The sequence below is a fragment of the Actinomadura nitritigenes genome (genome assembly GCF_017573545.1).
GTDB classification, from domain to species: Bacteria; Actinomycetota; Actinomycetes; order Streptosporangiales; family Streptosporangiaceae; genus Spirillospora; species Spirillospora nitritigenes.
This window is the reverse complement of sequence record NZ_JAGEOK010000058.1, coordinates 24,940-36,527: the sequence shown is the minus strand read 5'-3', so window position 1 is coordinate 36,527 and position 11,588 is coordinate 24,940. Positions and strand designations below refer to the sequence as shown.

General features: G+C 68.5%; 14 protein-coding genes. 5 read left to right on the top strand and 9 right to left on the bottom strand.

Annotation, left to right across the window (positions count from 1 at the left end; translation table 11 throughout):
• The coding region (locus J4557_RS46720) for a WD40 repeat domain-containing protein (protein WP_208273989.1) at positions 1 to 671 on the top strand (671 nt) is incomplete at its 5' end.
• Positions 664 to 906, top strand: a complete 243-nt coding sequence (locus tag J4557_RS46715; protein WP_208273988.1) for a hypothetical protein — start codon at positions 664 to 666, stop codon at positions 904 to 906. The genes J4557_RS46720 and J4557_RS46715, both read left to right, overlap by 8 nt.
• 152 nt (positions 907 to 1,058) lie before the next feature.
• On the opposite strand, the gene J4557_RS52065 is transcribed toward J4557_RS46715, so the two are convergent.
• From J4557_RS52065 to J4557_RS46700, 3 genes are read right to left on the bottom strand one after another with little or no spacing between them, the layout of a single operon-like run.
• Positions 1,059 to 1,856, bottom strand: a complete 798-nt coding sequence (locus tag J4557_RS52065; protein ID WP_208273985.1) for an SDR family NAD(P)-dependent oxidoreductase — start codon at positions 1,854 to 1,856, stop codon at positions 1,059 to 1,061.
• The gene (locus J4557_RS52060) at positions 1,853 to 2,929 is read right to left on the bottom strand and encodes a saccharopine dehydrogenase family protein (RefSeq protein ID WP_208273984.1); all 1,077 of its coding nucleotides are present in this window, start codon (positions 2,927 to 2,929) and stop codon (positions 1,853 to 1,855) included. The genes J4557_RS52065 and J4557_RS52060 overlap by 4 nt, the downstream gene beginning before the upstream one ends.
• Entirely contained in the window at positions 2,926 to 3,504 is a 579-nt protein-coding gene (locus tag J4557_RS46700) for a hypothetical protein (protein WP_208273981.1), read from the bottom strand. Before J4557_RS46700 ends, J4557_RS52060 begins: the two co-directional genes overlap by 4 nt.
• A 79-nt stretch (positions 3,505 to 3,583) precedes the next feature.
• Here J4557_RS46700 and J4557_RS46695 point away from each other — a divergent pair, with 79 nt between their 5' ends.
• Entirely contained in the window at positions 3,584 to 4,141 is a 558-nt protein-coding gene (locus J4557_RS46695; RefSeq protein ID WP_208273980.1) for a TetR/AcrR family transcriptional regulator, read from the top strand.
• 106 nt (positions 4,142 to 4,247) lie between these two features.
• Here the strand turns inward: J4557_RS46695 and J4557_RS46690 are convergent, their stop codons facing one another.
• The 5 genes from J4557_RS46690 to J4557_RS46670 form a co-directional block, all read right to left on the bottom strand.
• Positions 4,248 to 4,739 (bottom strand): pentapeptide repeat-containing protein, encoded by a 492-nt coding sequence (locus J4557_RS46690; RefSeq protein ID WP_208273979.1) that lies wholly within the window; start codon positions 4,737 to 4,739, stop codon positions 4,248 to 4,250.
• 217 nt (positions 4,740 to 4,956) lie between these two features.
• Positions 4,957 to 5,325 carry a hypothetical protein gene (locus J4557_RS46685; RefSeq protein ID WP_208273977.1) on the bottom strand — a complete coding sequence of 123 codons (369 nt, stop codon included), beginning with the start codon at positions 5,323 to 5,325 and terminating at the stop codon, positions 4,957 to 4,959.
• A gap of 23 nt (positions 5,326 to 5,348) precedes the next feature.
• On the bottom strand, positions 5,349 to 6,578 hold the full coding sequence (locus J4557_RS46680; RefSeq protein WP_307800604.1) for an IS110 family RNA-guided transposase: 1,230 nt from the start codon (positions 6,576 to 6,578) through the stop codon (positions 5,349 to 5,351).
• Positions 6,579 to 6,993: 415 nt separating this feature from the next.
• Positions 6,994 to 7,386: a hypothetical protein gene (locus J4557_RS46675; RefSeq protein WP_208273975.1), complete on the bottom strand. Its 393-nt coding sequence runs from the start codon at positions 7,384 to 7,386 to the stop codon at positions 6,994 to 6,996.
• A 170-nt stretch (positions 7,387 to 7,556) separates the two neighbouring features.
• A complete protein-coding gene (locus J4557_RS46670; RefSeq protein ID WP_243777449.1) occupies positions 7,557 to 7,889 on the bottom strand; it encodes a recombinase family protein in 333 nt (110 codons plus the stop codon).
• An 87-nt stretch (positions 7,890 to 7,976) separates the two neighbouring features.
• On the opposite strand from J4557_RS46670, the gene J4557_RS46665 reads away from it, so the two are divergent.
• Entirely contained in the window at positions 7,977 to 8,822 is an 846-nt protein-coding gene (locus J4557_RS46665; protein WP_208273973.1) for a class I SAM-dependent methyltransferase, read from the top strand.
• Between the two features lie 393 nt (positions 8,823 to 9,215).
• On the opposite strand, the gene J4557_RS52055 is transcribed toward J4557_RS46665, so the two are convergent.
• Positions 9,216 to 9,647, bottom strand: coding sequence for a lipid II flippase MurJ (locus J4557_RS52055; RefSeq protein ID WP_307800603.1), 432 nt, complete (start codon positions 9,645 to 9,647; stop codon positions 9,216 to 9,218).
• Positions 9,648 to 10,086: 439 nt separating this feature from the next.
• Between J4557_RS52055 and J4557_RS46655 the strand changes: the two genes are divergently transcribed.
• A complete protein-coding gene (locus tag J4557_RS46655) occupies positions 10,087 to 11,484 on the top strand; it encodes a helix-turn-helix transcriptional regulator (protein WP_208273971.1) in 1,398 nt (465 codons plus the stop codon).
• The last annotated feature ends 104 nt before the right edge of the window (positions 11,485 to 11,588 follow it).

Here is an 11,588-nt window from a genome sequence, read left to right as displayed (position 1 = left end):
TCGAGACTCACAAACAGATCGCGAAGACGAACGATTTCAGTGACGCGAGCCGCCTGACCTTCGACTCCGGCGGCGGAAGGCTCACGGCATTCGGCGAGCACGGGGACCACCTCGTCTGGCGCATCGGCAAGGACCCGCGCACAGAACAGATCGTCCCGGACGAGGGTTGTTTGACCTCCGCAGTGAGCCCCGACAGCACCACGCTCGCCTGCACCGACGTGGAAGGTCCGGGCGTCACGCTGTGGGACGTCTCCGAACGGAAACAGATCGGCGCGGTCACCCCACCAGGTACCACCGAGCCGCCCAACAACATGGCCTTCAGCCCCGACGGCCACAGCCTCGCCCTGGACGGCTATCCGACGGTGACCCTCTGGAACGTCGCCCTGCAGCGGCAGATCGGCACCCTCGACACTTCCCAGGCCATCGAACGGCTGCTGTTCACTCCGGACGGCACCCACCTGCTCGCCCAGGGCGAAGGGGACGTCAAGGACTGGCGGCTGACCCCGTCACCACAGCGCTCGGCCTCCGGGTTGCCCGGGTCCGATACGGGCTTCGTCACCACCGCGGCGCTCAGCCCCGACGGCAGATCCGTTCTGTTCGGCACGTCCAGCGGCAAGATCGTCGTCCGTGACCTGGCCAAGGGCAAGGACGTCGAACATTGGCATGCCTGATGAGCGAATCGAGACGAACGGGGTGGGCCCGCCCGGGACGCCACACCACACCAGACCCAAAGCAAGGCGAACAAGACCATCGGCGGCGCCACCGTCACCGACGACGCGCAACATCGCCGCCCGGCTCGTCATCACCAACCGCAAGAAGAAAGGCCAGCACCCCTCACCCGCCACCGTCCTGCGCATGCTGCGCGAACACGACGAGAAAACCTCTGCAGCCCCGGCGAACGACTGATCAGGCCCATCAGCCCCAGGGCAGAAGGACGGGGCACTGCCACCACGTTCCAAGATCATCCCAGTGTGGGTTTTGGGAGAAGTCCCCGATCTGTTCCGGGGTGTGGTCGGGCTTCGCGGCGGCCAGCGGTCGGTGCGCGGAGGTGAGGGGGTTCAGCTGTTCTTGAAGGGGTTGAGGGTGCGTCCTGCGAGGTAGCTCAGGCGGATGGGCAGGGGTTTCATGGCGGCGGCGTTGATCTTGTTGACGAGGCCGGGGATGCACACGGGTTTGCCGTTCTGGACGGCTTTCCAGCCTTCGGCCACGACGGCTTCGGGTTGCTGCCACAGGATGCGGGGGAGGTGGTTGGCTTTGTCGCGGGTGCCCATGACGTCGTGGAATTCGGTGTGGGTGAAGCCGGGGCACAGGGCGGTGACGTGGATGCCGTGCGGTTTGAGTTCCATGTCGAGGGCCTGGGAGGTGTTGAGGACGTAGGACTTGATGCCGGTGTAGAGCAGGCTGGCCGCGGGGGGTGCGAACGCGGCGACGGAGGACAGGTTGACGATGCGGCCCCAGCGGCGTTTCTTCATGCCGGGGATGACCAGGTGGGCGAGTTCGGTCTGGGCGGTGACCATCAGCTGGATCTCCCCGGCCAGGGTGTCCCAGGGGGTGTCAGCGAACGCGGTCTTGCCCGACAGCCCGGCGTTGTTGATGAGGACGTCGATGTCCAGGCCCTGGGTGTCGGCGTAGTCCATGATCGCCTTGGGGGCGGCGCGATCGGTGAGGTCGGCGGCGAACACCTCATAGCGCCGCCCACCGTGCTGCCGGGTCAACTCCGCGGCCAGCTCCTGGAGGCGGTCGGCGCGGCGGGCGACCAGCAGGAGCTGGTAGCCGCGGGCGGCCAGATGGCGGGCGAACGTGGCGCCGATGCCGGCGGAGGCGCCGGTGATGAGCGCGGTGCGGGGGGCGGTCACTGGGGGATTCCTTCGGTCGCGTGGGGGGTGGTGATGGTGAGGGGGCCACTGCCGGGGAGCCGGGTGATGAGGTCGGCGCCGAACAGCGTCGCGGGCGTGTGCGCGCCGGGGCGGGTGGTGGGGGCGGCGAGGAGGTCGGTGACGGCGGTGAGGGCGCCGTCGATGGTGAGCCGGTAGGGGTTGGCCGTGGTGATGCGGGCGGTGGCCCGCCGGCCGGCCGGGTCGGTGGTCTCGCCCCACACGTAGGCGGTGCCGGTGGCCCGTTGGTTGGCGTCGGGGCCTTTCACCGTCTTGTCGATCAGCTTGTGCGCGGCGTCGCGGACACCGGGACGGGCCAGCAGCCCGGTGAACCGCCTGCTGATCTGGGTACCGCGGATCAGCAGGGAGGGCATCGGGATGTAGACCTCGATGTTGGGGATCGCGGTGCTGTGGTGGGCGCTGTGGAGGTCGGCGGCGGGGAAGGCGAGCGCGGGTTTGGTGCCGTTGCCGAAGTCGATGCGGGCGGTGCGTCCGCCCAGCGGGGTCGCGGTGATCCGGTCGTCGATGCGAGCGCGGCCTCCGGCGGCCATCCCGTCCAGGACCGTCTTGACGGTCCCCGGGGACAGCGCCAGCGGCAGGTCGAACCCGAGCCGCAGACCGGTGGCCTCGGGCATGCCCTGGTGGAGGGCGGCGGCAAGGCAGTCGGTGGGGATGACGTCGAAACCGACTCCGGGACAGACCACGACACCAGCAGCGCGGGCCAGGCCGTCGATCTCGCGGGCGTAGGCGAAGACGTCCATCTCACCGGTGATGTCGAGGTAGTGGGTGCCGGTGCGCACGCACGCGTCGATCATCGGGGCCGCCGTCACCGAGAACGGCCCGGCGCAGTGCAGCACCACGTCGATCCCGGACAGCTGCGCGTCGGCGTCGCGCAGATCGAAGATCCGGCACTCCAGGCCCAGGTCCTCGGCCAGCGGCTTGACCGCCGTGGGGTTCCGGCCGGCGAGGACCGGTTCCAGGCCTCTCTTGCGAGCCTCCCGGGCGATCAGCTCACCGGTATAGCCGTTGGCGCCGTACAGCAGCCACCTCGTCACTGGGCGGCTTCCTTGCGTCCGGGCAGTTCACGCGGGCCCGGGGTGAAGCCGCGGCGGGCTGCGCCGATGTCACCGCGGTAGGCGCCGACGGGGCCGGTGAGCAGGAAGGGCAGCGGGACGCGGCGCTGACGGGCGGTGAATCCCCAGGTCCCGATGCCCAGATAGACACCGGGCGCCGCGCGGCGGACCTCGTCGACCATGTTGATCGCCCCGCACGCCGAGGCATAGGCGCGGTAGATGAGCGTGTAGGCGGGACGGCCGTCACAGCGCGACGGTGCGATGAGCGTGTGCATCGCATAGCGCTGCCGGACGCGGCCGAACTGGCGGAAGGTGTTGTAGCCGCGCCCGGTCTGGCCGTCGACGGGCCGGAACGCCTTGCACAGCCACGGCGCAAGCGGGTTCGACACCGTCGCGCGCCCGGTCACCGAGGCGAACACGCCGGGCTGGGCCAGCAGACGGGCGGTGTACTCCCCGTCCATCTCCTCGATCTCGGGCGCGGGCAGCGTGGCGAAGAACGCCAGCAGCCCGGTCGTGTCCAGCCCGAGCAGCTCGGCAGCCGCGTGGTCGGTTTCCATGGGGGTCCCACCTCAATTCTTGAATGGCCCTCAAGAAACCTAGCGTCTTCTTGAGGGTCGTTCAAGATAGGGTGTGAGGGTGCCCCGGAACCGACGCCCCCAGGACCGCGAAGAGAAACGCGAGGAGATCCTCGCCGCCGCCCAGCAGCTGTTCATCGACGACGGTTATGAGTCGGCGTCCATGGGCCAGATCGCCAAGAACGCCGGCGTCACCGTCAACACGATCTACTGGTACTTCCGCGACAAGGACGACCTGCTCGTCGCCGTCCTGGACCGCCTGCTGGCCGAAGCCCTCGCCCAGTACGCGACCATCGCCGACCGGCCGCTGGGCGACCGGCTCCTGTGGACCGTCGACCAGCTCGAACGGCTGCACGGCCTCGTCAACACCGTCCACACCCGCGCCCCGGCCTCACCCGCCGTCCACGCCTGGCACACCGGCTTCCACGAACTCGCCGACACCCTGGTCGCCGACGACCTCCGCAAAGCCGGCGCCGCCGAAGCCGACCTCCCCGCCATGACCGCGATCGGCACCTTCGTCATCGAAGGCCTCCTCACCCACCGGCCCGACGATGCCGACAAACGAGCCGTGATCGACCTCCTCGTCCACAGGCTCACCACCGCGCCGACCCGAACCTGACCGGAAGCCATCTCGCCGCACCACGCAGGCTGGCATCGCAACGGCGAGCGACGGCGACGCCTCCGCCCTGGGTGGGGTGTCTGAGAATCGAACGTTTTTTAGACGGCTAGAACGATGGCGTTGGAGCCGCCACGATGCGGCCTGCAGCAGCATCTGTTGGGTCGATCCGCCACCCCGGTGGAAGGGTGACCGGTCCCGCTCTGTCCACCACGGTGGCGCCCTCAAGATCGATCGTTCCGTTGACATCGTCGAACTCGACAGAGCGGAAGGAGGTCCTGTGGAAGTTGCCGCCTTCCAGGAAAGACGCGCGCGCGAAGCTTGCTACTTCGAATGATGCCGATCCGCCGAAGAGACCGTGCGAGAAGGTGGCCTCGCCGAAGTTGGCGTACCCGTGGAAGGAGGTGTCCACGAAACCGGCCTGGCTAGTGAAGGTTGTGCTGTGGAAGTTAGCGAGGCCGAGGAAGGAGGCCTCAGTGAAGCTGGCGTGGCCAACGGTGCATCTGGGGAAGAAGAAATCGATCAATGTGGCTCTGGACAGGTCGAGTTCGAGGATGCCCCAAGCCTCCGAACCTGCGTGGTCGGACAGATGGGTCTGCAAGATCTCCTGAGCGGTCAGACGGACTTGGCGCTCCTCGTATGGATCAGGTCCTTCCGACCGAGTAGGGGTTGGATGACCAACACGTCTTGTGCGGTACCGATGCGCCGCCTGCCGCTGTGCGTCGAGGTCGGCACGACCCTGCCGCCTGGGGAGGCTTTCCGGCGGTGGGGCCCAGGGCATCCGCAGGTAGGCACAGACATCCGATGTTCCTAGGTCGTCAAGTGCCCTCTTCTGGTTTGACGAGGCGGAGCTCAGCGGGGCAGCCGTCCTGGTTCAGCTTCACCACCTCATATGTCACAACCGGGCCGCCAGGACGTGGTGGCAGGTAAACCTCGTGGCGGTTGCCGAGCTGGTTGGTGGCGAGGGCCCCCGTCTTCTGGCCGGACAGTGGCCCATCCAGGTAGATGGCCGAGTAGACGACGACCTTGGGTACGCGGACAACGGTGTCGAGTGCGTAGCGTGCGCTGAGGTCATGGTCTGTCACGCCGGGGTCGACGAATTCGGTGATGTCCCCGGGAAGGATCAGCAGGTGGCGCCCGTCAGGGCTCACAGGGCCTCCGCTGAGGAAACCAACGCGTTCGGACATGACCTGATCCTCCCACCTTGGAGTCAGGCTGCGGCCTCCAACTGGGTGCCGAATGCGGCGGACTCGGAATAACACTGCCGCGTCTGCAGACAGTGATAGAGGCAACCGAGGAAGCGGTTGAACAGGTGGCGGAGGGCAGCGGCGTGCCGGTCGCCTGTGGATCGACGGCGGTCGTAATGAGCGCGGGCGCCAGGTGAGCTGCGCAGCGCGGCAAATGCCCAGGTGAATCCAGCGCCGGCGAGCCGGTCGTTCTTCACCCGCCGATGGGTGATGAGCTGGCTACGGCCCGAGGCTCGTGTGACAGGCGCGGACCCTGCGTAGGCCTTCAAGCACCGAGCGTTGGTGAAGCGGTCACGATCGTCGCCGAGCTCAGCCAGGACGCGTGCGCCCGAAAGGTCTCCTAGGCCCGGGAAACTCGTGATCACTTCATAGTCAGGGTGCTTCTGGAAGCCTGCCAAGGCAGCCTCAGCGAGTTCGTCGACGCTGTCGCACTCGATGTTCAATGTGGCCAGCAGGCGCAAGGCCTGGGCGCCCATCGCTTCTTCGACCATTGGGGCGTGGCGGAGTTGCGGCCGCCGCAGGACCTCCTTGATCTCGGCGGCAAGTTCCTCGACGCCACGCACTCGTCCTGCGCGACGCAAAGCGGCAGCGATCTGAGTCTTGGTGAGCTTGGCCGCGGCGGCCGGATAGCGCGCGAGCTGCAGCACAGCACGCACGACTGCGCTGGTGAGATTGCCCTTGCGGGCTGCGGCGATCTCCAGCATGGCTGGGTAGTACTCACGCAGCAGAGACCGCATCTCATTCGATGCACGGGTGCGTCGCCACGTCGCGTCTTGGCAGGCGCGGGCCAATACCGCGATGGAGCGGACGAGCTCGGTGTCGGCCGGCAGCGGCCGATGCACGTGTGCATCGGTGCGCAAGATGTTGGCCAGCACCATCGCGTCGGCGTGGTCAGACTTCTTACCGGAGAACGAATAGCGCTCACGGTAACGGGCGACGGCCATCGGGTTGATCGAGTAGACCTTGCGGCCTGTGGCGCGCAGCGCGGCAACCAGGAGACCGCGTGGCGTCTCGATCGCCACCGGGATCGACTCCCCGGCCCCGTCGCCGGCCTCGGCCAGCATCGTCAGCAGTTCGTTGAAGCCATCGACGGTCTCGGCGATGCGGCGCTTGGCGACCAGGGTGCCGTTCTGGTCCACTAGCACGACGTCGTGGTGGTTCTCGGCCCAGTCGATGCCACAGGTGATCTTCACGCTTGTCCTCCGAGTTGTGTTCAGGCAGGTCAAGCCTTGGCGGAATCACACGGCGCTCTAATGGAAAGGCTCGCCGGCCTGACATCCGATTAGCCGTCCGTGATCCCAGCGACCAGCACGGTTCCCTGTCTTCGCTGAGAGCTCGGCGGCTCCGGATCACAAAGGGATGTTCCCTTCGGGCGGGCTCGAACCACGGCCAAGATCCAACTGGAAGAGTTCAGCTGACGGCGAGGTTCAGCCGTCCGCCGATTCCCTTGCCTACGGCGAGGTCTTGCGGAGGTCTCACTCCCAAAGAGCACGGCAGCGGTCGAGACCCGGGCCATCAGCGAGCGGCCCCGGAACGCGTCGGTCTGCGCCGAGAACTCGAAGTCCTGATGATGTTCAGACCTCGCTCCGGAACCCCTCTAGGAAGCCATTAGATAATGTTGACGATGGTCTGCCGGTGCCGTTCGTTGTCGTTGGCCAGCCGCTCCAAGGTGTACAGGGTGGTCAGGCGGACTGGTGCTTTGTCGGAGGCCAGTTGCTCGGCGGCCGCGTTGTACAACTCGGTGATCCGCCGCTCGGCTGCGTCCAGCTGTCCCAGCGCGGTCGCGAGTTCGGCATGGCGTTGCCGCCGGAAGGCCAGCATCAGCCCGACCGCCGCGCCCGCCCCGCCGCCGGCGGCCAGGCCGGTGCGGACGGCATCCACCCGGATCTTGGCCCGCTCGGTCCCGGTGGAGGCGTCATCGGCGACGTCCAGCAGCCACGCGGTGGTCAACCAGATCGCCAACGCCGCCGCCCCCGCGGCCGCCCCCGCGGCCGCCAGCATCCAGAACCCGGCCGCCAGCGGCCGTACCCGCAACGGCTTGGCCTCACGTCGGCTCCGAGCCTCTGCCCAGCGCTGCCGTACCGGCTCCAGCCCCCGCCTCACACGCCCGTGCGCGCCGCCCGGCGCCACCTCACCCACGCTGCTCAGACGTCCGATCCACGTGGAGGGGTTCACCTGACCACGTGCCCGGATTCGGTCGCAACCACCACCGTGACCGCGACGCCAGAGGCCCGCAGATCCCGCGCCAAGGCGACGGCCTTGTCGAGTTCGGGTCGGATGGTGGCACGGGTGGAGACCTTCTCGGAGAAGATCAGGGTGACGCCCGCGGCGGACAGGACGTCGAGCTGGGTGTCCAGCGACTGGCGGACGGTGGAGGCGCGGGCGTACCCGATGCGCACATGCCCGGCCGACCCGGCACCGCTGCTCGCCGGCCGCGGGAACTCCACCCACCCCGAGCCCGGTTTGCGCACGGCCGGAGTCGGCACGTTCAGCGCCTTGGCCAATGAAGGCACCAGTCAGGGCGCTTCAGGCGCATCCTGTCAAGTACAGAGGGTGAGCGCACGCGGGTTCTGGCCGGAGAGAAGGAACGCATGGAGAGCGCGCCGAGCAGGACGGCGATGTTCGCGGCCGTGTCGCGTGGATTGTTTCGCCTGGAGACGGCCTCGCCGTGGGTACTGGATGACGTGCTGGCCCTGGTGCTTGTCGGCCCGGTATGGCGGGAGCTGAGAGACCGGTTCGATCCGCTGTTCCCCGGCCCGGTCCGTCGCGAGTCCCGCGCGGCTGTCTGCACTCGCAGCCGGTACGCCGAGGACCGGCTGGCCGCCGGCGCCTTCACGCAGTACGTGATCCTTGGAGCAGGGCTTGACTCGTTCGCGTGGCGGCAGCCGGATCTGCTCGGCTCGCTGACGGTGTTCGAGGTCGATCATCCTGCTTCCCAGGCGTGGAAGCTCGAGCGGGTCGGGGAGCTCGGCCTGCCGCTCAGCGACTCGCAGGTGTTCGTGCCGGTTGATCTCGAGGCCGAACCGGTTCGGGATGTTCTGGGCGCGGCCGGGTTCGACTGGGCGCAGCCGGCGATGTTCTGCTGGACGGGTGTCGCCCCCTATCTGACGGCACAGGCGATCGAGTCGACGTTGCGCACGATCGCGGCGGCCGCTCCCGGCTCTGAGGTGGTGTTCTCCTACCGGGCCGAGGACCGCGTGCTGGACGACGTGGGCACGGAATTCGCCCGGAGCTACACGCCGATCGCGGCTTCTGTCGGCGAGCCTCTGCAGCCCGGCTGGCCGGTGGTCGAGATCGAGAGGCTGATCGGCCGGTGCGGGCTGAAGGTCGTGGACCATCCCACCCGTGCGGACCTCCAGCAGCGGTACTTCGCCGGCCGTACCGATGGGCTGCGGCCTTATGCCTTCGAGACCCTGGTGGCCGCGCAGGTCACCTGAGCGAACGCAGCCACCTCCGGCAACCTCACCCCCTTCGAGAACCAGGCGGTGAAGATACGGCACAGGAGTACAGCAACCTCCAAAGCCCCGGCGCGGTCACGCCGTTATCCGGCGTGTGCGACGCGCGGCCCGCCGGGGGCCGATCCTTCCGTGCCCAGGCCGGAACCCGGTGCGCGGACGGGGTGGTGCTTACGGCCCGTGTGACCTGCGATGATTGTTCTCAGTGGCGGCTCGCCGTAGCGGTAGGAATTCGGGGCCTCTTACCTGGACCTGCTGGAAGACCCCTCGATCCCCCGCAGCAACCCCCACCACACATCACCTGCATCAGAACGGTGAACGGCGGTAACCCGCCTCCTCCCGGCCCGCTATCGCCGTTCACCGTTCGGTTGCTGCTCACGAGCCTTGTCCGGCCTGGGAGGCAAGGCGGGTGCTGACGATGAACACCACCTGGGCGGCCGCCGCTGAGGCGATGGTCCAACCCGCGAAGGCGGCGATCGACCGGACTCCGATGCCGCGCGGGTCGGCGTGCAGGCGGAGCCGGAACCCGGTCCGCCGGCTGGTCACGGCCAGCACCGCCATCTGCGCAGCGACGCCGCCGCTGGTGCCGATCGACAGCAGCAGCATCTGCCCCGTGGTGAGCGTCTCCAGATGCCCGGTGCCGCCGAGGCCCGGCGACTGGCCCAGGTCGCCCTGTTCGCCGCCGTGCGCGGCGCCGCCTACACCCTCGGCGCCGCCGCGGCCGGCTGGCTTCTGTATTGGATCACCCAGCATCTGTGAGCCAGGCAGATGGTTGAACTGCTCGCCCACGACCGCGACGTCGAGCACGGCGGCGGCCGCCGCGGCGCGCCAGAGCCGGTCGCAGAGACCGTCAGCAGATAGCGGCGCCTAGGCCTAGCGGTCCTGGACGTCCGCGCGGACGTCCAGGACCGCTAGGGACGTCCCCTGCGAGCGTCCCAGTGCGTCCTGCCGGACGTCCTGGAGACGTCCCGGAGGCCTCCAGGACGGGCGTTGCCCCGAAAGACATGGACACATCGGGGTCGAAGCCCGCGCCGAGGCTCTGAGTGGCCTTTGTCCCCGGAGCCTCCCTACCCGTCCCGACTCCCCCGACCGGGCCATGCTGGTTCCGACCAGCGGCCGCAGTCCCGGCCCGCACACGCGACCAGCTGGGGCTCCTCGGTCGGATTGGGCCCCCTTTCGAGGGCTGCTGTAGCGGTAGAGCGGTTATGTTGTAGAGAGATACAGCACTCTCGCCGAGAGGACCCCGATGGCGCTGTACACCTTCCAGCCGGTCGCCAACGGCCTGCGCACCGACCACCCCATCCCCGACCTGCCGTTCGTCGACGACTCCAACATCCCGGTCGACAACGGAGAAGCGATCGAGAAGATCGGCCGCCACAAGCAGGGCATGTGGGGCCGCCACGACACCTGCACCGACGGCGGCTGGGTCGCCTTCACCACCGACCCGACGCGAAACGACCTGGCGTGGGTGGTCCGCCACCACCCCGAGCACGGCCAGTCGGTCGTGCTCTACCGCGACACCGACGCCTCCCCGGTCGACTCCCTGCTGATGTGGGAGGAACCCACCGGCCTGCTGTACCGGGCCGGCGGGTACTGGTGGGACGGCATCACCTGGTACCGCCCCTCCCAGCTGTTCGACTGGGCGGCCGAGAAGACCTTCCTGCGGCCGGTGCCCGCCGCCGTGACCATCACCGCCGGCGACCTGATGCGCGACGGTGAGCCCACCCGCGCCCGCGTCCTGAACGTCGGCGAGGTCACCGTGCCAGCCACGGCCACCTCCGACCGGGGGTGGAACGACGACCTTGCACTGTGGGCCTCCCATCGCGACGACCGCGGCCTGGGCGACAGCATCGTCACCCTCACCGCCCCCGAGCTGGTCGCCGACCAGCTCGTCGGTGTCGGCGAGATGGCCGAGATCGCCGGGATCGGCGCCTCCACACTGCGCGCCTACATCTCCCGCGGTGAGGGCGACATCCCGCTCCCCCAAGCCGTCATCGGCGGCCGCAACATGTGGGCCCGGCCCGTCGCCGAGGAATGGGCCGAACAGCGCCGCCGCTCCTCCGAAGGCGTCGAAGAAGTGGTCTCAGCCGACCACGAGGGAGCCGCCAACCCGATCGGCATCACCGAGACCTGGAAGCGGTTCAGCCGCACCTTCTTCTCCCTGCTGTGGGAGCGCCAGAGCTTCCGCAAGCGGTGGGCACTGCGATGGCGCACCGAAACCGCCGTCCGCGAAATCGCCGAAGGCCTCAGCTGGCAGGTCGCCGCCAGCATCCCCAAACTCGTCGGCGTGTGGGACCTGTCCACCACCGTCCGCCAGGCCCTGGTCTACGAGTTCCTCCACGGACGCGACCTGCACCGCTCCGTCCACCGCGACGACCCGGCCCAGCGCGAGAACTACGTCTTCTTCGGGCTCACCCCCGCCGTCACCAAGACCCTCGACTGGCTCATCCGGCACGAACCCGCCGCCGCCGCCGGCCGCGCCATCGAGCAAGCCATCGGCGAAGCCGAAGCCAACCTCGAGATCCCCCGCGCCGTCACCGAAGAGTCCATCGCCACCGCCCTGTCCCTGGACGGCACCCTCGACCAAGCCACCCGCGAAGCCTTCCTCGAACGCGTCTTCACCCCCGCCGCCAACCGGATCTGACCAGGCACCACACCGCGATCAACCTGGCCCGGTAGATCTGGAACGACCAGTCCCGCTGACTGGCTGCCACCCGGCGCTCCTTAGACGTCATCTCATTTGGGTTG

Excerpts from the sequence above, each read along its gene's own strand:
- J4557_RS46715 (WP_208273988.1), top strand. The coding sequence starts at position 664 with ATGCCTGATGAGCGAATCGAGACGAACGGGGTGGGCCCGCCCGGGACG.
- J4557_RS46700 (WP_208273981.1), bottom strand. The coding sequence starts at position 3,504 with ATGGAAACCGACCACGCGGCTGCCGAGCTGCTCGGGCTGGACACGACC.
- J4557_RS46685 (WP_208273977.1), bottom strand. The coding sequence starts at position 5,325 with ATGTCCGAACGCGTTGGTTTCCTCAGCGGAGGCCCTGTGAGCCCTGAC.
- J4557_RS46675 (WP_208273975.1), bottom strand. The coding sequence starts at position 7,386 with ATGCTGGCGGCCGCGGGGGCGGCCGCGGGGGCGGCGGCGTTGGCGATC.
- J4557_RS46665 (WP_208273973.1), top strand. The coding sequence starts at position 7,977 with ATGGAGAGCGCGCCGAGCAGGACGGCGATGTTCGCGGCCGTGTCGCGT.
- J4557_RS46655 (WP_208273971.1), top strand. The coding sequence starts at position 10,087 with ATGGCGCTGTACACCTTCCAGCCGGTCGCCAACGGCCTGCGCACCGAC.